The organism is Marinobacter sp. (assembly GCF_965229985.1).
GTDB lineage: Bacteria > Pseudomonadota > Gammaproteobacteria > Pseudomonadales > Oleiphilaceae > Marinobacter.
Map to the genome: position 1 here is coordinate 1,997,140 of NZ_OZ245935.1, position 20,882 is coordinate 2,018,021.

21 protein-coding genes are annotated in these 20,882 nt (G+C 56.0%); 12 read left to right on the forward strand and 9 right to left on the reverse strand.

Annotated elements, in window-relative coordinates; all coding sequences use genetic code 11:
* The first annotated feature begins 51 nt into the window (after window positions 1–51).
* The 7 genes from ACO06L_RS09190 (at window position 52) to ACO06L_RS09220 (ending at window position 7,315) form a co-directional block, all read left to right on the forward strand.
* On the forward strand, window positions 52–1,053 hold the full coding sequence (locus ACO06L_RS09190; RefSeq protein ID WP_064227664.1) for an ArsR/SmtB family transcription factor: 1,002 nt from the start codon (window positions 52–54) through the stop codon (window positions 1,051–1,053).
* Between the two features lie 149 nt (window positions 1,054–1,202).
* The gene (metK, locus tag ACO06L_RS09195) at window positions 1,203–2,393 is read left to right on the forward strand and encodes a methionine adenosyltransferase (RefSeq protein ID WP_053112926.1); all 1,191 of its coding nucleotides are present in this window, start codon (window positions 1,203–1,205) and stop codon (window positions 2,391–2,393) included.
* A gap of 68 nt (window positions 2,394–2,461) precedes the next feature.
* Window positions 2,462–3,856 (forward strand): adenosylhomocysteinase, encoded by a 1,395-nt coding sequence (gene ahcY, locus ACO06L_RS09200; RefSeq protein ID WP_064227663.1) that lies wholly within the window; start codon window positions 2,462–2,464, stop codon window positions 3,854–3,856.
* A 12-nt stretch (window positions 3,857–3,868) separates the two neighbouring features.
* On the forward strand, window positions 3,869–4,738 hold the full coding sequence (metF, locus tag ACO06L_RS09205) for a methylenetetrahydrofolate reductase [NAD(P)H] (RefSeq protein ID WP_053112927.1): 870 nt from the start codon (window positions 3,869–3,871) through the stop codon (window positions 4,736–4,738).
* 295 nt (window positions 4,739–5,033) lie between these two features.
* Window positions 5,034–5,792 carry a transporter substrate-binding domain-containing protein gene (locus ACO06L_RS09210; RefSeq protein WP_053112929.1) on the forward strand — a complete coding sequence of 253 codons (759 nt, stop codon included), beginning with the start codon at window positions 5,034–5,036 and terminating at the stop codon, window positions 5,790–5,792.
* Between the two features lie 91 nt (window positions 5,793–5,883).
* Entirely contained in the window at window positions 5,884–6,555 is a 672-nt protein-coding gene (locus ACO06L_RS09215) for an amino acid ABC transporter permease (protein ID WP_014578168.1), read from the forward strand.
* 13 nt (window positions 6,556–6,568) lie between these two features.
* The gene (locus ACO06L_RS09220) at window positions 6,569–7,315 is read left to right on the forward strand and encodes an amino acid ABC transporter ATP-binding protein (protein WP_053112931.1); all 747 of its coding nucleotides are present in this window, start codon (window positions 6,569–6,571) and stop codon (window positions 7,313–7,315) included.
* Window positions 7,316–7,556: 241 nt separating this feature from the next.
* On the opposite strand, the gene ACO06L_RS09225 is transcribed toward ACO06L_RS09220, so the two are convergent.
* Entirely contained in the window at window positions 7,557–8,411 is an 855-nt protein-coding gene (locus tag ACO06L_RS09225; RefSeq protein ID WP_075267582.1) for a DUF3037 domain-containing protein, read from the reverse strand.
* Entirely contained in the window at window positions 8,408–9,220 is an 813-nt protein-coding gene (locus tag ACO06L_RS09230) for a HipA domain-containing protein (RefSeq protein WP_227507821.1), read from the reverse strand. The genes ACO06L_RS09225 and ACO06L_RS09230 overlap by 4 nt, the downstream gene beginning before the upstream one ends.
* Before the next feature lie 193 nt (window positions 9,221–9,413).
* On the opposite strand from ACO06L_RS09230, the gene ACO06L_RS09235 reads away from it, so the two are divergent.
* On the forward strand, window positions 9,414–9,971 hold the full coding sequence (locus tag ACO06L_RS09235; protein WP_053112933.1) for a DUF6933 domain-containing protein: 558 nt from the start codon (window positions 9,414–9,416) through the stop codon (window positions 9,969–9,971).
* Here ACO06L_RS09235 and ACO06L_RS09240 read toward each other — a convergent pair.
* From ACO06L_RS09240 to ACO06L_RS09265, 6 genes are all read right to left on the reverse strand, one after another.
* Window positions 9,961–10,494, reverse strand: coding sequence for a DNA-binding protein (locus ACO06L_RS09240; protein ID WP_092031998.1), 534 nt, complete (start codon window positions 10,492–10,494; stop codon window positions 9,961–9,963). The genes ACO06L_RS09235 and ACO06L_RS09240 overlap by 11 nt on opposite strands.
* Before the next feature lie 151 nt (window positions 10,495–10,645).
* Window positions 10,646–11,080: an ABZJ_00895 family protein gene (locus ACO06L_RS09245; protein ID WP_202347839.1), complete on the reverse strand. Its 435-nt coding sequence runs from the start codon at window positions 11,078–11,080 to the stop codon at window positions 10,646–10,648.
* 125 nt (window positions 11,081–11,205) lie between these two features.
* Window positions 11,206–11,598 (reverse strand): hypothetical protein, encoded by a 393-nt coding sequence (locus tag ACO06L_RS09250; RefSeq protein WP_139216037.1) that lies wholly within the window; start codon window positions 11,596–11,598, stop codon window positions 11,206–11,208.
* Window positions 11,599–11,662: 64 nt separating this feature from the next.
* The gene (locus ACO06L_RS09255) at window positions 11,663–12,055 is read right to left on the reverse strand and encodes a hypothetical protein (RefSeq protein WP_202347840.1); all 393 of its coding nucleotides are present in this window, start codon (window positions 12,053–12,055) and stop codon (window positions 11,663–11,665) included.
* Window positions 12,056–12,140: 85 nt separating this feature from the next.
* Window positions 12,141–12,749 (reverse strand): DUF2931 family protein, encoded by a 609-nt coding sequence (locus tag ACO06L_RS09260; protein ID WP_064227660.1) that lies wholly within the window; start codon window positions 12,747–12,749, stop codon window positions 12,141–12,143.
* Window positions 12,746–14,482 carry a type VI secretion system PAAR protein gene (locus tag ACO06L_RS09265; RefSeq protein ID WP_202347841.1) on the reverse strand — a complete coding sequence of 579 codons (1,737 nt, stop codon included), beginning with the start codon at window positions 14,480–14,482 and terminating at the stop codon, window positions 12,746–12,748. Before ACO06L_RS09265 ends, ACO06L_RS09260 begins: the two co-directional genes overlap by 4 nt.
* A gap of 247 nt (window positions 14,483–14,729) precedes the next feature.
* Between ACO06L_RS09265 and ACO06L_RS09270 the strand changes: the two genes are divergently transcribed.
* The 4 genes from ACO06L_RS09270 (at window position 14,730) to ACO06L_RS09285 (ending at window position 19,354) form a co-directional block, all read left to right on the forward strand.
* Window positions 14,730–16,082 carry an adenosylmethionine--8-amino-7-oxononanoate transaminase gene (locus ACO06L_RS09270; protein WP_064227656.1) on the forward strand — a complete coding sequence of 451 codons (1,353 nt, stop codon included), beginning with the start codon at window positions 14,730–14,732 and terminating at the stop codon, window positions 16,080–16,082.
* A 29-nt stretch (window positions 16,083–16,111) separates the two neighbouring features.
* Window positions 16,112–16,846 (forward strand): 16S rRNA (uracil(1498)-N(3))-methyltransferase, encoded by a 735-nt coding sequence (locus ACO06L_RS09275; protein ID WP_064227655.1) that lies wholly within the window; start codon window positions 16,112–16,114, stop codon window positions 16,844–16,846.
* Window positions 16,847–16,964: 118 nt separating this feature from the next.
* Window positions 16,965–18,194: a DUF445 domain-containing protein gene (locus tag ACO06L_RS09280; RefSeq protein WP_064227654.1), complete on the forward strand. Its 1,230-nt coding sequence runs from the start codon at window positions 16,965–16,967 to the stop codon at window positions 18,192–18,194.
* A gap of 110 nt (window positions 18,195–18,304) precedes the next feature.
* On the forward strand, window positions 18,305–19,354 hold the full coding sequence (locus ACO06L_RS09285; RefSeq protein WP_064227653.1) for an HDOD domain-containing protein: 1,050 nt from the start codon (window positions 18,305–18,307) through the stop codon (window positions 19,352–19,354).
* Here ACO06L_RS09285 and ACO06L_RS09290 read toward each other — a convergent pair.
* The gene (locus ACO06L_RS09290) at window positions 19,337–20,698 is read right to left on the reverse strand and encodes a YihY/virulence factor BrkB family protein (protein ID WP_064227652.1); all 1,362 of its coding nucleotides are present in this window, start codon (window positions 20,696–20,698) and stop codon (window positions 19,337–19,339) included. The two genes, ACO06L_RS09285 and ACO06L_RS09290, sit on opposite strands and share 18 nt — an antisense overlap.
* Window positions 20,699–20,882: the final 184 nt, after the last annotated feature.

Genomic DNA, 20,882 nt, shown 5'->3' on the forward strand with positions numbered 1-20,882 from the left:
TTTTGATATGCCTATTGATTGACCACCCGAAGCACCCTACACTTCGTTCCCATGACATCCATGACCACGCATGCCGACAACCTGTCCTCCGTGGACGCACTGGCCCCGATCTTCAAAGCAAGCGGGGATCCCTTGCGTCTGGAGATTTTGCGTGTGTTGAGAAGGGATACCTTCGGGGTTCTGGAGCTCAGCCAGCTGTTTGATATGCGCCAGTCAGGTATGAGCCACCACCTGAAAGTGATGAACAAGGCCGGCCTGCTGGAGCCCCAGCGCGAGGGCAACGCGATTTTCTATCGCCGCCCGTTGCACCTGGACAGCGACAAGCCGACGGACCAGACGATACGCCAGATATTCGAAGCGGTAGACCGGGTGCCACTGCCGCCGCATCTCCAGGAACGAATTGAAGCCATCCGCAACCAGCGTGCGGATCAGTCCCAAGCCTTCTTTGCTCGCCACGCGGAGCAGTTCCGGGAGCAACAGGAGCTCATTGCCGCCTTTGATCTTTATGCAGAGCCGGTGGCGGAAATGATCCGGAAGCGGTCCCGCAAACACCAGTGGCAGGCGGCGCTGGAAATCGGCCCCGGCGAGGGCGCCTTCCTGCCAGTGCTGGCCGAGCTTTGCGGGCATGTGGTCGCCCTGGATAACAGCCGTGACATGCTGGCAAAAGCAACCCGTACCTGCATTGATGAACGGCTGAACAACATCGACCTGATTGAGGGCGTTACCGACACCCTGCTGGCCAGGGGCGATGCTTTTGACCTGGTGGTTGCCAACATGGTGCTGCACCACGTACCCAGCCCCGCCGACATCTTCCTGGATTCCGCGGCGCTGATGAATAACGGCGGCTGCTTCGTCATCAGCGACCTGTGCAGTCACGACCAGGACTGGGCAAAAGCAAACTGCGGTGATCTCTGGCTGGGTTTTGAACCGGAAGAGCTCACCACCTGGGCAGCGGACGCCGGCCTGGTTGCCGGAGAACAGCTGTTTATCGGCTTGCGCAACGGTTTTCAGATTCAGGTTCGGGAATTCTGGAAACACGGCGGCCAGATTTGACGACCTGAATCGCAATATCAACAAATTTTGATATACGGATACGTAGTTTTACGTATCCTTACACAGATCACCAAACCGGATACCGGAAAGCGCTTTAAGAAAGTCGCTTACCGGACTGAATTTGAATCGCTCACAGAGGAGCATGTGTTATGGCTGACTACAACATCTTCACTTCCGAATCGGTCTCTGAAGGCCATCCGGACAAACTGGCAGACCAGATCTCTGATGCCGTGCTGGATGCCATCCTGACCGACGATCCGCATGCCCGCGTTGCCTGCGAAACCATGGTAAAAACCGGTGTCGCCATCGTTGGCGGTGAGATCACCACCAGTGCCTGGGTCGATCTGGAAGACCTGGTGCGCGGCGTGATCAAGGACATCGGCTACACCTCCTCAAAAGTGGGTTACGACGGCGACACCTGCGGCATCATCAACATCATCGGCAAGCAGTCCGTCGATATTGCCCAGGGCGTCGACCGCCAGAAGCCGGAAGACCAGGGCGCCGGCGACCAGGGCCTGATGTTCGGCTATGCCAGCAACGAAACCGATGTACTGATGCCGGCGCCGATCACCTTCTCCCACCGTCTGGTTCAGCGCCAGGCCGAGGCCCGCAAGAGCGGCCTGCTGCCGTGGCTGCGCCCGGACGCCAAGAGTCAGGTTACCTGCCGCTATGAAAACGGCCGGGTTGCCGGTATTGATGCGGTGGTTCTTTCCACACAGCACGATGAAGACGTGACCCAGGAAGACCTTAAAGAAGCGGTGATGGAACTGATCGTCAAGCACGCGCTGCCAGCTGAACTGCTGCACAAGGACACCCAGTTCCACATCAACCCGACCGGCAAGTTCGTAATCGGTGGCCCCGTTGGCGACTGTGGCCTGACGGGCCGCAAGATCATCGTAGACACATACGGCGGCATGGCACGCCACGGTGGCGGTGCTTTCTCCGGAAAGGATCCGTCCAAAGTTGACCGCTCCGCCGCCTACGCAGGCCGCTACGTTGCCAAGAACATCGTCGCCGCCGGACTGGCTGACAAGTGTGAGATCCAGGTGTCCTACGCCATTGGTGTGGCGCAGCCGACGTCGATCTCCCTGAACACTTTCGGTACCGGCAAGATCAGCGACGACAAGATCATTGAACTGGTGCGCGACAACTTCGACCTGCGGCCCTACGCAATTACCAACATGCTCGATCTGCTACACCCGATGTACCGGGCGACCGCAGCCTACGGACACTTCGGCCGCGATCCCTATGAAATGACGGTCGGCGGCAAGACCTTTACCGCCTTCCCGTGGGAGAAGACCGATCGCGCCGCGGCCCTGAAGGATGCTGCTGGTATCTAAACCGATTTCGGGCGTATGTCATCAGGCATACGCCCAAGCCAAACTGATTGAACTGACAGGAGAACACCATGAGCACTCCCGCAGAAAAGCTGAACAGCTTTGACGACTACAAAGTTCGCGATATTTCCCTGGCCGGCTGGGGTCGGAAGGAAATCAACATCGCTGAAGGCGAAATGCCTGCCCTGATAAAGCTCCGCGAGAAGTACAAAGCCGAGCAGCCGCTGAAAGGCGCCAACATCATGGGCTGTATCCACATGACCATCCAGACTGCCGTGCTGATCGAGACCCTGATTGAGCTTGGCGCCAATGTACGCTGGTCATCGTGCAACATCTTCTCTACCCAGGACCAGGCCGCTGCTGCCATCGCGGCGCAAGGCATTCCCGTGTTTGCCTGGAAAGGCGAAACCGACGAGGAGTACGACTGGTGCCTCGACCGCACCGTCGGTGCCGACGTGGATGGCTGGGAACCAAACATGATCCTGGATGACGGCGGCGACCTGACCGCCCTGCTCCATGAAAAATATCCGGAAATTCTGGCTAACTGCCACGGTGTGACCGAAGAGACAACCACGGGTGTGCACCGCCTGCAGGAAATGTTGCGCGAAGGCACCCTGAAGGTTCCGGCGATCAACGTAAACGACGCAGTCACCAAGTCCAAGAACGACAACAAGTACGGTTGTCGCCACAGCCTGAACGACGCTATCAAGCGCGCTACCGACCACCTGCTTTCCGGCAAGAAAGCGCTGGTGATTGGTTACGGCGACGTGGGCAAGGGCTCTGCCGCCTCACTGCGTCAGGAAGGCATGATTGTAAAAGTGACCGAGGCCGATCCGATCTGTGCGATGCAGGCTTGCATGGACGGCTTCGAGGTTGTCTCTCCCTACATTGATGGCGTGAACACCGGTACCGAGGCTGCCGTGAACCGCGATCTTCTCCAGAACACCGATCTGCTGGTCACCACCACCGGCAACATGAACGTGTGCGACGCGCACATGCTCAAGGCGCTGAAGAGCGGTGCCGTGGTGTGCAACATCGGCCACTTCGACAACGAGATCGATACCGCCTACATGCGCAAGAACTGGGAATGGGACGAGGTGAAGCCGCAGGTGCACGTGGTTTACCGCGACAAGGCCACCAACGATCACCTGATCCTGCTTTCCGAAGGCCGCCTGGTGAACCTGGGCAACGCCACCGGTCACCCGTCACGGATCATGGATGGTTCCTTTGCCAACCAGGTTCTGGCCCAGATGTACCTGTTCGAGCGCAAGTTCGCCGACCTGCCGGAAGATGCCCGTGAGAAAGGCGTTTACGTTCAGGTTCTGCCCAAGCACCTGGACGAAGAAGTGGCCCGCGCCATGGTGGAAGGCTTTGGTGGCGTGATCACCAAGATGACGCCGGAGCAGGCGAAATACATCGGTGTACCGGTCGAAGGCCCGTACAAGCCAGAAAGCTACAAGTACTGATCGGGTAAACAGATGCAATCCCAGAAACAGTTCAAGCGCCGTTTCAGCTTTGAGTTTTTCCCGCCCAAGACCGACCAGGGCAAGGAAAAGCTGCAGAACGTGCGCAACCAGCTGGCCGAGGTGAACCCGGACTTTTTCTCCGTCACCTTCGGCGCCGGTGGTTCCACCCGGGACCGCACCATCGAGACCGTGCTCAACCTGCATAGCCAGGGCATTTCCACGGCACCTCATCTTTCCTGCGTCGGGGGCACCCGCCAGGAAATCGGGGAGCTGCTGGATCTGTACAGAGAGCACGGAATCAACCGGATTGTCGCCCTGCGGGGCGACATGCCTTCCGGGATGGGTGCCGCCGGTGAGCTGCGCTACGCCAACGAGCTGGTGGAATTTATCCGCGAGCACAGCGGCGACACCTTCAACCTGGAAGTGGCGGCGTACCCTGAGTTTCATCCTCAGGCCCGCAATGCCGAAGAAGATCTGAAGAACTTTGCCCGAAAAGTTCAGGCTGGCGCCAACAGCGCCATTACCCAGTACTTCTTCAATGCGGACAGCTACTTCTACTTCATCGACCGGCTGGAGAAAATGGGCGTTACCATTCCGGTGGTACCGGGCATCATGCCCATCGTCAATTTCTCCAACCTGGTTCGTTTCTCGGACATGTGCGGCGCGGAAATTCCCCGCTGGATTCGCAAACAGCTCGAAGCCTACGGCGACGACAGCGATTCCATCCGCAAGTTCGGTGAGGAAGTGGTCACCGAGATGTGCGAGAAGCTGTTGAAGGCCGGCGCGCCGGGCTTGCATTTCTATACCCTGAACCAGGTGGAGCCCAGTATCAGCATCTGGAAGAACCTGGGCATCAGCGAGCGGGAGAAGATTGCTTTCTGATGTAATTTGCTGGTGTCGGATTACGGCCCTTTGGGCCTAATCCGACCTACCATACCAATCTGCCGGTGCCTCAATCCGTAGGTTGGATTAGGTCCGCAGGACCGTAATCCAACAGCCCTCCCGGCCGCCGCCTCCCCGCCAAGCATTTGATTTCCTGTGCTCATCTGCGTAATAGTCTAAAGTGTATGTGATGCAGTTCCATCAACGCTCCCCGGAGATCGCAGTCAACAGCAGTGATTGGTCCGGCTTGCCTTACCGGGCAAATGGAGCCTCATAAGAAAGAAAAGGAGAATGTATGAGCACGAAGTGGCTGAAGACCGTAAGCGCCAGTCTGGCACTGACCGTTGCCGCAGGAACCGTCAGCGCAGAAACCCTGCGCGTCGTCACTGACCCCAGTTTCGTTCCGTTTGAAATGATGGACCAGGAGACCGGTGAGATGATCGGTTTCGACATGGAAATCATCCGCGAGGTGGCCGACCGTGCCGGTTTCGAGATTGACCTCAATACCATGGATTTCAACGGCATCATACCGGCCCTGCAAACCGGTAATGTAGACATTGCCATTGCCGGCATCACCATTACCGAAGAGCGTGAAGAGATCGTCGATTTCTCAGACCCGTACTACGATTCGGGTCTCCGTATTCTGGTTCGCGAGAGTAACGGCGATGTCAGCGAATTCGACGACCTCGAAGGCAAGAAAATCGGCACCAAGATCGGCAGCACCAGTTACGATTACCTGGTCAAGAACCTGGAAGCCGATGACGGCGTAACCCCCTACCCGGGCAGCTCCGATATGTACATGGCGCTGATGTCACGCTCCATCGATGCTGTTTTCTACGATGCCCCGAACGTGGGCTACTTTGCCCGCACCAAGGGTGAAGGCAAGGTAAAAACCGTTGGCCCGCTGTATGAAGGCCAGCAATACGGCATCGCCCTGAAAAATGGCAGTGAGTGGGTTGATGACGTTAACGACGCCCTCGCCGCAATGAAGGAAGATGGTACCTACAAAACCATCTACGAGAAGTGGTTTGGCCCAATGCCCGAGGGCATGTAAGGGCTCCCGGACCCCAGTGGTCTGATTCCCTGTGCCGGGGCACCATTGCCCCGGCAATTCGTGACTCCAAAACTCTGCGGAGACTTTCACTGTGGAATTCCAGTTTCAGTTCGACTGGCAGGCAGCCATCGACTCTATCCCTTTTCTGATAAAAGGGATCCCCTACACCCTGCTGATTTCCTTCGGCGGTCTTCTGATCGGTTTTGCTCTGGGCATTTTCTTTGGCCTGCTGAGCATCAACAAGAAGTGGTTCCTGCGGTGGCCGGCAACCGCCTACATCGAAATCTTTCGTGGCACTCCGATCCTGGTTCAGGTCCTCTTTATCTTCTACGGCCTGCCCGACCTGATTGGCGGTCCCATTGATCCCTTGACGGCCGGCATCGCGGCCATCGCCCTGAACTCCGGCGCCTATATATCCGAGGTGGTCCGAGGTGGCGTGCAGTCCATCGACAAGGGCCAGACCGAAGCCGGGCTATCCCTTGGCCTTTCCCGCACCCAGACGTTCTGGTCTGTGGTCTGGCCACAGGCGTTCCGCCGCATGATTCCGCCACTGGGCAACCAGGCCATTGTCAGCATCAAGGACACCTCTCTGTTCTCAGTGATCGGCGTGGGTGAACTGGTCCGTCAAGGTCAGATTTACATCGCCAACACCTTTACGGCATTTGAGGTGTACTTTGTGGTGGCGATCCTCTACCTGGCCATCACCCTGTCCCTGTCCATCATTCTCCGCTTCGTTGAGCGGCGCGGACTGGCTTCTGTCTGAAGGAACGTTACCCATGACTCAGATTGTAAAAATGAAGGGCATGAACAAGTACTTCGGGAAACTGCATGTCCTTAAAGATATTGATCTTACCGTTGAACAGGGCGAAGTGGTGGTTATTATCGGCGCCAGCGGCTCCGGCAAATCCACCCTGATTCGCTGTGTGAACGGCCTTGAAGAATATGAATCCGGAACACTGGAAGTGGACGGCCAGCAGCTCGCGCCCAAGAGCGGCAACCCGAAAGCTCTGGCTGAAATCCGCAAGGAAGTCGGGATGGTATTCCAGCAGTTCAACCTGTTCCCTCACCTCACCGTGAAGAGGAACATCATGCTGGCGCCCAAGAAGGTCAAGGATGCTCCGGAAACCGTTGCCAACGCCACCGCAGAGCGTTTGCTGAACCGGGTAGGCATCGGCAACCAGGCCGACAAGTACCCCAGCCAACTGTCCGGCGGCCAGCAACAGCGGGTCGCGATCGCCCGGGCGCTGGCCATGGAACCGCGCCTGATGCTGTTCGACGAGCCAACCTCAGCCCTGGACCCGGAAATGATCGGTGAAGTGCTGGACGTTATGCGGGAACTGGCCAAGGAAGGCATGACCATGATGGTCGTCACCCACGAGATGGGCTTCGCCCGGGAAGTGGCCGACCGCGTGATCTACATCCACGAGGGCCAGATTGTGGAACAGGGTAAACCGGACGATGTGTTCGACAACCCTCAGAACGAGCGCACCCAGGCGTTTCTTTCGCGGGTGTTGGCGCACTGAGCCAAACCCAGCTTTGAAAGCCTCCGCTTGCGGAGGCTTTTTCCTGAATGCCCGCCGGCGAACTGCAAGTTCCGGAGGAGGGAGAGCGAGTGGAGGAAGTAACCTAGCCTGTCTGCATACTGATCGCCTGCAGTACCGATAATTGCAACCCGCTCGGGGTGCAACCTGTAAGGATTAATTACAAGCTCCTCGGGAGGGCAATCGGCAGGCGCAATCATACCCGCCGACGAGCCCGAGATCGCTAATGGGCGTGCATTCCGGCAAACTCGAGAATCCTGTCTTTTTCAGTGTGCAGAGTTATCTCGATACCGTCGCCCTCCAGGTTGGCAAGGGTTTCCTCGAAAGCCTCTACACGAAGGTCATTAACCTGTCCAGGCTCCGGGCCTTTAACCGGAAATAACACGGGGCCTTTCAGCAGATGCCGCTTGCGGAGCTGATCCACTTTCAGCTTCCACTTGCCACCATGTTCGATAATGGCCGTGGAATCGGTCTGCCCCAGGAACAGGGGCTTGATTACCCGAATGGCCTCGTTGTCCTTTTGCTCAACGAAGGGGAAGGTGACTCCGTATAGCTGATCTTCGATCCGACGCTTGGTAAAACGCTTTGCCAGATCCCGCTGTTCCAGGAGTTGCTTGATGCCCTTCTCGAGAATGGTCTCCTGATATTCCCTGGTGACGAAGTTCCGGCCAACGTAATATTCGTAGAGCTCAGCCAGTGTTTGCTCTGGATTCTCCGCCAGCACTGCCCGCTGCTCGCTGAAACGAACGATGGTTTCACGGGGTCGGATCAGTTCCTGAAACAGACCTTTGTGAAATCCATAATCCCGGTCGTTGTCACCAAACTCGCCGACCTGGTCTTTGAGCATGCCCTGTACTCTGCGCAGCTCAGCATCCAGATTCGCCATGGTTTTGAGGTACAGTCCCCGGTCCAGCTCCTCAAAGAACTGGGTGATACGGGCATGCTTTTTCCGAAGCAGTTTAAAGCCCAGGTAGCGGGTTTTCGGTGCCCACAGCAAAATACCGACGTTGGCGAACTCGCCCGTCTCGATATAAGGCATAAACCGCACGATGGCGTATTGGCACGCTGTCCTGGTCATTTCCGGTTCCAAAAGTTGTCGCTACGAAAACGCTGCAAGTGTGTCAGGAATGAATCCGGATCAAAGTCCAGTTTCATCGTCATCTCAGAGTCTATGTAAAACCACTCCTCGGGAATGGCCTGGATAATGCCGTCCCACTCCCTCAAAGCCTGTTCCAGCCTTTCAGTATAGTGCTGGCGCTCAATCAAGTCATCGAACACATCTGGCACGCTGTCCTTGAAGGCGTGATACCGAAAAAATTGGTCGGCATCGAAATCAGGGTCGAACGCCTGGTTGTGGTCAATGACCACGAGGCGCTGAGTTTCCGCATCCCAGAACAGATTGGCGTTTCCGCCGTTTTTCGTCAATTGACGATCAACGTTCGATATCCACCAATCGAAAACGAGGAGAGAGCCACGCATTTCCGATGGGACATCATGAATCTGGGAGAAAGCCAACTCCGTTATCCTCTGCTCCACGGATCCAAAAGCCGGGCCGCGACCCAACGCAAGCGCATCTTCCGCTGATAATACATCGGTTAACTCGTCGGGAACATCGACAAGTCTGAACGGAGCTACGGGAATTCCCATGGCCAGAGCGAGGTTGCCAGAGATCCATTCGTTAATCTGACTCTGTCTGCCCGCCCCGCTGCCTTTGACGAAATAAATCTCTCCATCGTCGCCCCTGCAGATGAACGGCAGAGTCATGCCGTGTTCCGAGCGGCGCAACACCTCGACGATCTCGACTTCATTGGGAGGCAAACTGGACACAGGTGTGAAATTCCCTTTTTCTCGGTAGTAACCACGGTACATCTTGTTGCTGACGGTCACGGTAGAACGACCCAACCGTATCCCATATTCTCTTCTTGTGGAAGCGCAGATAAACCGGCAAGTTTATTTGATCAGTAATCGCATTGCGGCACACAAGGATACATAACTGACTGTAATTTCATACACTTATAATTTCACCGCAAATCAAAGTCGGCCTAAACAAGACTTCGATAGAATATATAGCCAGAAAACCATGATCCGCATCCACTGCACAAAGAAACTTGATACGAAGCTGCCGCTGGATTCGTCCGCTCGTCTCAAACGCAAACTGCCGATCCCACATGCCGCTAATGACGAGCCTGAGAGCCCGCTTAGCGGCTGGCACGCCAACCTGCTCACAATCCAGCGCCGCAACTGCGTGTTTTTTGTTCACGACAGCACCCGCTTTCCGTTGCTGGCAACCTGCCTGACAAAACCGGACTTCGCGGAGCTGGACTGGTGGTTTCAGGATGCATTGATGAACACGCTGCTCAAGTCCGGCGCGAATCAGGCACAGATGGACGCTGCCGAAAGCGCCCTCGCAGAACTGGTTTGCGACTTGGAGTGCGACCGTTCCGTGCAGGCGACCATGAACCGGATGGGGCAGGATCTTGAGCATCAGATCTGGTATAACCGGCTCTCAATCAGCGATCTTGCACCCTACAGAACCGGCGCGTGGCTGGCGGAAAGGCCCTGCACGGTTAAGGGAGTCAAAGGCGCGATCTGGCCGCAGCGGGAGATGTTGGCGTTGTTGGATACCATTAATCGATAGCGCTTTGTTGTCTTAACTGCGCCTGCAATCGATGATCGATCCGCCCTGCTTCTCGCACCATATTCACGCCCATGCTTACTCGGGCCACGTCCATTAGATCAGCCGGAATCGCTCGCTTCTGTGTTTCGGAGAACCAGGCAAGGACATCACACAGATGCCAGATTGCTGACGCGCCCTCATGGACCGGCATTGGAAAACTGGCCAGATGGGTTTGAATGAGCTTTCGCATGTTCTGGCGGGAAAACATCAGCAGGCTCGCCATGTCGGAAATACCCACAAAATCCGGCCCGGCCTCCACCAGGCGGGCCTCAGGAACCGCCCGTTGCACATCCTGCAGCGCGCTCAGCATGGCTTGTTCTGCTGACTCGGCCTCGCGTGTAAAGTTCAGAGCGAGCCGGCCTTTTTGGCCGAGGCCGATGATGGCGTCGTCGCATCCCGCTTGAAACAATGAGCTCTCGAGCTGGTCATGTGCAAAGTCTTGTGGAACTGAATATTTAAGCGTGAAGTCGTATTCACGATTCATGGTCTTCAACTCCGTTAGCGAGTCAGTTCTGCACAGGCCAGCGCCGCTTCTATATCTTTGTTCGCATGTCTCTTGCGGGGCACTCGTGCCATTCCTTGGGCAAATCATATACAGCAAGGTTGTCATATGACAACCTTGCTGTATCGAAAAGTTAGGCCGGATTGAGCTTCGTGAGATACCGGCGCGCCACCTTGCCAAAGATCAGCAAGCACACGAGGGTCTGCAATAGAACGGCAACCGCAAAGCCGATCATCAGAATCCCCGGTGGAAGCTCTGAGATAACCATCATGACTTCATCAATCGCAGGGGCGTCGGCTGAAACGAATAGCAGAGCGATGAGGGAAATGAAAGAGACAACCAGCGCACTGATGTTCACAGAGACGGACATCATCCAGTTCTCCCGGAGCGTCGGCGCCCTACCAAACGCCGAAACCGATGCGGCCATTGCGCCATAGGCGGCACCGATCATCGCCCCGATTTGCACGCCGGAATTCATATCGATGTTGAATACCTCACCGATCGTAATAATGCAGAGCTGGAGAGCGGCGTAGAGGCCGGTAAAGTTGAGAATTGTCTTTGTGATCATATTTAAGCTTCCTTGCTTTTTTGGTTTTTAATTTATTGGTACGTTCTCAAGAACTTCAAAATCTCAGACACTTGCGCTGCGGCAGATGCCGGCAAGCCCAGCAGTTTGCCATCGGCGGGAGCGCTTCATTCAGACTGCATTAATACACCTGCCACCAGAACAACGGCGAGCGTTCCATACATTGACAGAACAGGAACGAGACACCACGCTTGCCAGAGCTTTGGCAGCGGAACATCTGGGTCGCCCAACGTCGATGCTCGCCTGTGCCAGAAACGAGACGAACAATTACGGAAAACAAGGAACGCAAAGACATGGCTGCACCTGACGAGACGACCGACAAGCGCCTCTGACCAGATCTGGCTGATACTGGAAAGACTGCCAGAATGCGTCGCGACTCGTTGTTCTATTTTTTTGGCATAACGAAACCCCGTGGTCACGATCACAAAGATGAACAACAGGTTCAGCAGAATGCCTCCAGCCACCACATGTGCTGCAAAGATTCGCCATTCATCACTCACGGTTGCTCGCCCCATAGCTCGGTTTTGTAAGAGAAAAAAGGGGCTGTTCACAGCGGGCGACTTTTCACTCAACAATCACCAAAAAAATTGCCGACAATGCAAAGATCATTGCGCAGACAAAAGTAAAGCTGACAGGGATAAGCGCCCACAGCTTTAAATTCCTGGGAGTCGCCTTATCCTCTGTACCCATTCGCAACGCAACTTTGCTACCGATCACAGGGAGATTCCTGTAGGTGAAAAAGGACCAGACGTTCATGGCACGAATCCACCTTCCCCAGGGGCCATCGCCCCACAGAGTTTTTGTCATATCCAGGTAGGCGCCGGGCGCGGCAATCTTGGCCTCTACCACGCGTATCCTCGAAAACGCTACTGTCACTGTAAACAGTATTCCCAGTAAGCCGCCTATCATGGAGGCAATCCCCAAGAACGCTGAAATAACTGTGAGTGCCTCGATCATCAGCAATGACCTAAGTGATATTGGTGCCCATCATGGAGTCACCTTCACTACGCATTTCTCTTTTGCGTAACGACAGCTCAACGTCCTACCTGGCGGGCGCAGGGATGACCCCTTTGTCAATGTAATGCTGCACCTGCGCTTGATAGCCGGAGGGGTCACCATTTGCAGCTTCAGCACGTGATTCGTCGATTACCGGGGCGGCAAAACCTGAATCTTCGTCACCCGCGCAATCCCGACACGATGCTCGCCACCACGCCAGAGCCTGGCCTTTGCCTGAGAAGCCAACGATAAAGTAATGCCCATACTTCGGCGTCGGATAATCTTCGAACCACTCGGCAACGGTCTCACTGAATTCCTCGGGCATGGGTAGCGAGACCTCGTAAAATTTCTGCTCCCTGTGCGAAAACCAGCGGGCTTCGACCAGTTCCGGAACTGGTGCCGGGTCTATAACAATTCGGCCGCCAGTTGGAGGCGTTTGATCATACCCGTAACTGATTGCTCCACCGGGTATTCTGCGGTCGCCGTTCAGTGTTACCTCTTCAACCCAGACCGGCCACCCGGATGGCCCCCCGGAGACGATGACGGTGTATTCATAGGTTTTTCTCTCCGAAGAGCAGGCAACAAGGCCAGTGATCAACACCAACAACACCATCTGGCGGCTGATGGCGAGACAATTTGCAACGTGCTTTGTCATGGTCGTGCAGTGACCTCTTGTTGTTGGACGGCTAACGAGGGCCTGTTATAGAAGATCCTTCTCTTACCAGAGTTCTCAGCAAGGTGAGGCAATACATCCTCTCGATGTGAGGTATGCATGTATTTCCCCAAATACTTCCTAGCAGCAAAGAGGTTGGCTCCAGCTTCCTGCCAAGCGTCAATAGCTTTCTTAAGGTCATCGGGGATTCTGTGGTTGGCGTTTGACAAATCCATAGGCGACATGGGCAGGCCCTCTGATACCGCCATCTCATACATAAGGTGAAGAGCATGAATCGCCAATTCCTTTCGAGTTGCTCGCCTCTCCTCCGCGATTACATCGGTGCCCTCAACGCGAGCCTGGATGTTGCGGTGATCATTTCGGTTAAGCGCTTCAATTTTTTTCTGGGCACTCTGGATTGTCCGATAATTCATACCGTGACCAGAAAAGACTCTGACAGTGAAGATTTCGTGATTCTGGATACCTCCAACCGGATTTTCATAACCCCCACCAACATCCGAGTGGACACCCGGCAATGCTATCTCTGAGAAATTGGATGGAAGTCCAGCAGGTTCCCGGATACTCGAAAGGGGGAAGTTTCTACGGATCTCATGATGAGCGGTCAGATGAACAATCCTGTCGGCACTGTCCGGCCTGAGATTGACATTAAAATCCAGGTTATTTTGATTTCCGGGAAGATAGAAGCTTCCTACAGTATCGAATAATCCTATAAATCCGACTCTTGCAGTGATATCGCGAGGAAACGCATTTAACTTACGAAAGCTAACTACCGACGTTGACAGGCTCGGCTCATTTATCTCTGGCAAAATTATTGAGGCGGGCCACTCATTAACGAGATTCACGAAATGCCGGGCCAGCGCGGCTCCCCTGCTAAACCCGAATACATCCAACACAACTACATCAGGCTTACTTTCGTCCAGAATGTCGTTGAGTGCAGTGATCGCTGTCTGAATCCGTTTGTGGCCCCCTTCGGGACCTACCCCCAAGGCCAAACCAATTATGTCTTCGCGAGCGTCAAAGCCGTCTGGCGCGATATGCCCGGCAATCGTTCCTGGCCCGGGGATGTAAATCCGCTCTGAATTTGCTCCAGACTCGTAGAGATCAAACAACTTCGCGACATTGGTAATATCCCTATCTGGCAGGTGTTTGTCGTTGTCTTTGTGGTTGGCAGTTCCATCGAAGAAGATGCCTATTCTCAGCGAATTTCCAGCTTTCTCTCGCTTGTTAGGACGAGTAAGAATCTTATCTTGACTATGCTTCAAATCGGCGTCATCGGCACGACTACCGTCTCGCAATTGAGATGGCCCAGTCTTCATTTCTGCATCCAAAAGACCCTCAACTCCACTCTTGGATTCTGCAGCATCAAAAATCCTGCCTAACTTCGCAGGGGCGCTGGATACTCCCGAAAATGACGCCGGCGTGTGAGTATCACCAATAACCACCGACCCCGACCCAATAGTCACACCGCCACACGAAATCGCCCCGCCTGTCACCGCCGCCGGTTTGCCATTGATCATGACCGTTGCAGAACCACCAGTGATGGTGCGCGGATGGGGCGGATGTTTGGGTTTGGAATGGAGGGCCAGCGGGTCGCCTACTCGGGCAACGGGCTTGCCATCGATCAACACATCGGGGGAACCGGCAATCACCGGCGTGGGCGGGAAACCTTCGTGATCGGAGCCAAGGTCTCCGAGCAGAACTATCGCTTTACTCATGTCGCGTCCTTTGCGTTTTTCCGGGCCATCCTGGCCCTTTGGCTGTAAACCGGCAGTTTATACTGAAGCACTCTGCCAGCCAAACCCTTCGATCTCACAGTGTGATGTAATCAAGAGCGAGGAAACGTCAGGCAATACCGGGCCAGGTCGACCTGAAATCCGGGTGGCCGATATCCGCTGTTAACTGTAATATCCGCACAGGTTAACAGCGACAACCCAGAATCAGACCGTCTGACGGAGAATTACCATGCGCAATGCTGACCTCGTCACCCGTGGCCTCAAGTCCGTGTGGCACCCCTGCACCCAGATGAAAGACCACGAAGGCGCCGTGCCTTTGGTGCCTATCAAGCGGGGCGAGGGTGTCTGGCTGGAAGACTTTGAAGGCAATCGCTTTATCGATGCCGTCAGTTCCTGGTGGGTCAATCTGTTCGGCCACGCCAATCCGAGAATCAACGCGGCTATCCAGAAGCAGATTGGCGAGCTGGAACACGTTATCCTGGCCGGGTTTACCCACGAGCCGGTGGTCAATCTGTCCGAGCGCCTTATTGAAGTTACACCGCCCGGCCTGAACAAGGTTTTTTACGCCGACAACGGCTCCTCGGCCATCGAAGCTGCCCTGAAGATGAGCTTCCACTACTGGAAGAATCACGGCAAACCGGGCAAGAAGAACTTCGTGAACCTGAGCAACAGCTACCACGGTGAAACCCTGGGCGCACTCGCACTCGGCGATGTATCGCTTTACAAGGACACCTATCAGCCGCTACTGATGGAAGTGCTGACAGCGCCCTCCCCGGACGCCTTCAACAAGGAGCCGGGTGAGACCGACGAGGCCTATGCATTGCGCCAGTTTGAGGCCATGGAAAAGCTGCTGGCCGAGAAGCACGACGAAATCTGCGCCGTGGTGGTGGAGCCGCTGATCCAGTGCGCCGGCGGCATGCGGATGCACCATCCCATCTACCACACCAAACTACGGGAGGCCTGCGACCGCTATGGCGTGCACCTGATTGCGGATGAGATCGCCGTTGGTTTTGGTCGCACCGGTACCCTGTTTGCCTGTGAACAGTCGGGCATCACTCCGGATTTCATGTGCCTGTCCAAGGGGCTTACCGCCGGCTACCTGCCGCTGTCAGTCGTGCTGACTACCGATGATGTCTACAACGCCTTCTACGACGACTACGAAACCCTCAAGGCGTTTCTCCACAGCCATAGCTACACCGGCAACCCCATCGGCTGCGCCGTGGCACTGGCGACCCTGGATATCTTCCGGGATGACAATGTGATTGAGAGCAACCGCGGGCTCTCCACATGCATGGCCGAGTCTGTCGCCCATCTGGCAGACCATCCCAATGTCGGGGACATCCGCCAGCACGGTATGACCCTGGCCGTGGAAATGGTAAAAGATAAAGCCTCGAAAACGCCCTTCCCCTGGCAGGAACGCCGTGGCATTCGCGTATACCAGCATGCATTAACCCGCCAGGCCTTGCTTCGCCCCCTGGGTAATGTGGTTTACTTCATGCCGCCTTACGTGATCACTGAAGAGCAGATCCGCCACCTGGCCCAGGTTGCAACGGAAGGCATTGAGATCGCGGTTCGCGACTGACAACCGCCCAGAACCTGAGAGACCAGCCCATGCGCATACCCCGCATCTACACTGATTCCGCCCTCACCGAGGGCGGCACCGCAGAACTTGATGACAACGCCGCGCAACATGTCGGCCGGGTATTGCGCATGCAGCCGGGGCAGGAACTGCTGCTTTTCAACGGCGATGGCAACGACTACCCCGCCACCATCACCAGCGCCAGCAAGAAGAATGTGGAAGTCCAGGTGGGCACTCCCCAGCCCAACGCCACCGAATCCCCCCTGGAAATCGTCCTCGGCCAGACCCTCTCCAAGGGTGACCGCATGGATTACGCAGTGCAGAAAGCGGTGGAAATGGGCGTTACCCGCATCGTGCCGCTGAGCACAGAACGGTGCGACGTAAAACTCAAGGGCGACCGGGAAGACAAGCGCCTGCGCCACTGGCAATCCGTCGCCATCAGCGCCGCCGAGCAATGCGGTCGCGCCCGGGTGCCCGAGATCCTGCCGGTGATGACCGTTTCCCAGTGGCTGGAACACAGCCGGGACTGCAAGGTGCGTCTTGTCCTTCACCACCGTACCAAGCATGCCCTGAAGTCCATTATTCCCCCCGAACGCGTCGCCCTGATGATTGGCCCCGAGGGCGGACTTTCCCCCGAGGAAATCGCCCAGGCGGAAAAAGAAGGTTTCCTGCCGGTGGCCCTCGGCCCCCGGGTACTGAGAACGGAAACTGCACCGGTTGCGGCCATGGCGCTTTGCCAATGGCTGTGGGGTGACATCGGCAGCTGATCATCCCGACCGTGCCGCCGTCTCATGTCGGCACGCAAGTCATTGACATAAAGGGGTACCAACAACATTATCCCTGTCGACTCCGAAAGCAAAAAAACGATCACACGCGAGTAACGGGATGACAAGCCTGCTAAGCACCCAAGAATTCTGGCAATACCTCAGTATCCCGGTCATTGCCGCCCTGATTGGCTGGACCACCAACTGGCTTGCCATCAAGATGACCTTCTACCCTCTGGAATTCATCGGCAAACCACCGCTGCTTGGCTGGCAAGGTATTATTCCCTCCAAGGCCCGAAAAATGGCAGCCATCAGTGTCGATGCCACCATTTCAAAGATCGGCACCGTTCGGGAGATCTTCCAGCAGATCGATCCGAAAGTCCTCGCCACCCATATCGTTCACTCCGTCGAACCCCGCATCGAAGAGTATGTGGACGAGATGATGCTCAAGGAATACCCCACCTTCTGGGAAAACCTGCCGGCCTCGGCCCGGAAGATGGTCTACGATCGCGTCCGCAAATCCACGCCCCAGCTCGTGGACAATCTGGTGGAAGATGTCTCCGATAACATTGAAGATCTGCTGGATATCAAGGGCATGGTCATCGAGCGCCTGGCCAGCGACAAGGAGCTGCTGAACCGGATCTTTATCGAGTGCGGTGAGGTGGAATTCCGGTTCATCATCAACTCGGGGCTCTATTTTGGCTTTTTGTTCGGCCTGATCCAGATGGCGGTCTGGTACGTCTACCCGAGCTGGTGGGTGCTGCCGTTCTTCGGTCTTCTGGTGGGCTGGGCGACCAACTGGATTGCCCTGAATGTAATTTTCCGGCCCCTGCACGCCAAAAAAGTCGGTCCCTTCCGGATTCAGGGCCTGTTCCTGAAACGCCAGCCGGCCGTGGCAGAGTCGTTCTGCCACATCGTGACCCACGAGATTCTCACCGTTGGCAACATCATCAACGCCATTCTGGACGGCCCCAAAGGCGACCGCGCCCGCAACATGGTCAAGAAGCACATCAAACCGCTGGTGGACGAGACCGCCGGCATGGGCAAGGCGCTGACCCAGATGGCCTTTGGGCCCACCGGCTTTGCCACCCTCAAAAACAAGGTTGGCGAAAAAGCCATCGAGATATCGCAGACATCGTTCAACAACCCGGTGTTCGAGAAGGATCGCGCCCAGGCCGTAGAATCCATCATGGTCGAGCGAATGATTGCCCTGTCTTCCGAGGAATTCCAGGATCTTCTCCGGCCGTGTTTTCAGGAGGATGAGATCAAACTGATTCTTGTGGGCGCTTTCCTTGGCTTTGGCGCTGGCATCTGCCAACTGGTCTTCGTGTTCGGGGAATCGTTCCTGTAAATTCCCGCAGTAATTCACGGGTTTAAAACCTGTGCAAGGATGCGTCGTACATCTATACTCTCAGAAACGGAGGTTCATTACTTCGAACAGGTTCGACCCGGAGGCAACGGATGCCAGGTTTTCTCTCCTGGATTTCAGGATTATTCGCAACCAAACAGTCTGCACCACCCGCTCCGGAAGCGAGGCTTTTCAACCCATCTCCGGAAAAACCGGCCACCGACGCCCCGGACACAAGCCCGGAACTGGCCCAACAACTGGAAGAGCACTTGTTCTGTTGGCTGCTGGACGCCGAACCCTCAACGTTACGGGCCGATCTTTCATCCTATGATGAGGTGCTGGAAGAACTCCATCAGCGCCTGTCCAACGACAAGATGGAAGAACTTCCACGGCAACCAATGAGCCTGCCCATGCTCATGCGGGCCCTGTCCGATGAATCGACCGACCGCCATCAGCTGACCGAAATCATTCTTGGTGATCCGTCGCTGACCGATCAATTACTGCAGATTGCCAACAGCCCCTATTTCCGAACCGGCGACCATGCTATTGAATCGGTAGACCAGGCGGTATTCGTGCTTGGAGTGGATGGCATCCGGAATGTCATTTCCGCGGCAATAATGCGCCCCATGATGGCCGCAAGGAACAGCCGTGAGGCGCTTTTCGGGCAGCGCGCCTGGCGCTGGGGCCTGACCTGCGCGCGATCAGCGGAATTGATTGCAAGAACACAGGGCGAGGACACCAGTGCACACTTCATGGTGGGTTTGCTGCCTTCACTTGCGTACATCACCATTCGTCGGGAACTGCAACGCATCTGCCGGTCACTTTCTGCCACCGGCGAACCGGAGCCTGCGCTTATCCGCCATGCCCTGGCGAGGTACCAGTGGGCTACCTGCCAGTTACTGGCGAACGAATGGAACCTTCCCCCCAAGTATCATGCCTATCTTCTGGCGGCGGAACGGCCCGCGCCAAGGCAAAAGCACACGCCCCTGACCGATGGCATGGTCATTGGTACCCGGGAAGTACTCAGGCACGCCCACCAGCGCAATCTTGCCGAAGAGGAGCTGCCGAAACTGGTACGTTTGACTCCAGAGCAAATCAGCAACGTTCGCAACGCGGTTCAGAAGATGCTCCGGGAGGGGGGCCGCTCAACTGTCAGGAGCTGACACAGGCTCGGGTTCGGCAAACGATCTGGTCTTTTCCTGACCACCATCAGCCCGCAACAACTCGGCGAATGTACGCGCCTCCTCCACCTTTCGCGAGCCCACCAATTCAGCGGGGATGACCTTCGGCAGCCGGTCAACGATCCGATCCTCGTCGTAGCGAACAACCTTGAGCACCTCGCCCACGGTAATGAGATCCAGTGCCCGCCCTGGCACAAGTCGATCTCCCTGGCTTCCTGCCAGGCTAAGCAATCCCGCCCGGATCAACTTGTCACTGAGGGCACGGGTTACTTCGCCTGGCACTCTCAGCTGGTGCTCCAACACTTCCTGCTGAGGCGCCGGCTTCCCCTCGGCGAACGGCTTGGCCACCAGCCACATGGTCGCAAGCGCCACGTTTTCCTGGAGTTCCGGTGCCAATTGCACTTGCCGCCGCTTGGCCACTGATCCCGGATTCTGCAGATAGAACGCCAGGCTGGCACCCAAAAGAAGGATCATCCAGTTCAGATAGATCCAGATCAGCAGGATGATGCCGATGGCGAAACTGGAATAGATAGCCGCGTACTTGGCGGAACCGGCTACAAAAGACGCAAACAGCATACCGCCGGCTTGCCACGAAACCCCGGCAACGAGACCGCCAATGGCCGCATAACGCAACTTGACCCGGGTATTGGGCATGAACACATAAACGAAGGTGAACGCGCCAACCACCAGGAAAAACGGGGTGAAACGGCTGGCAACAAGAATCACCGAACCGAACGGTTCGATTTCGATGAGCTTCTGGACAATGGTTGAAGAAAAGATGGTAGCGCTGACGCCAATGGCCGAAACCATCAGCAACGGCCCCACCATGATTACGCTCAGGTAATTGCTGAAGCGCTGCGCCATGGAGCGCATGTCTGGCACCCGCCAGATCATGTTAAAGGAGCGTTCGATTTTCTGCAGCAGGGAAACCACCGTGTAGACCAGCAACGCCAGGCCCACTGAACCAAGCACTCCGACTTTCATGTTATCCACGAATCCAAGGATCTGCTCGGCGAGCTCTATCCCCTGGGGCCCCAGCGGTTCAAAGAACTGGAACAGGAAAGGCTCCATCCGCTGGTGCACACCCAGAGCCTTGAGCACCGAAAAGCTCAAAGCCAGCAGGGGCACAATGCTCAGCAGCGTGGTGTAAACCAGGCTCATGGCATGGAGAGTGAGCTGCCCACTCAGGACGTCCCGGGCCATGGCATAGGCGGTGCGCCCGACCTTGTACAGCCAGGTCCAGGGCCAGCTCTGGGGCGGGTTGGGATTCGCCAGAATCCAGCTTTCAGCTGCCTGGAGCCGGTCTTTCAATTGGAATGAAGCCACTTTTGGTCCTTTCGTTCCATGTTTTGTTCAGATTATCAGTCAGATATCCGGTCTAACCAGAGTATGGTCGATTAGCCGCGGTTTGCGAGGCTACCGCCCCCAATATAACCATATCAGCATTTGTTACTTCCTCTTATAACAGGTTTTCGGTAAAACGACCGGCACTCTCGAATTGACGTCCCTT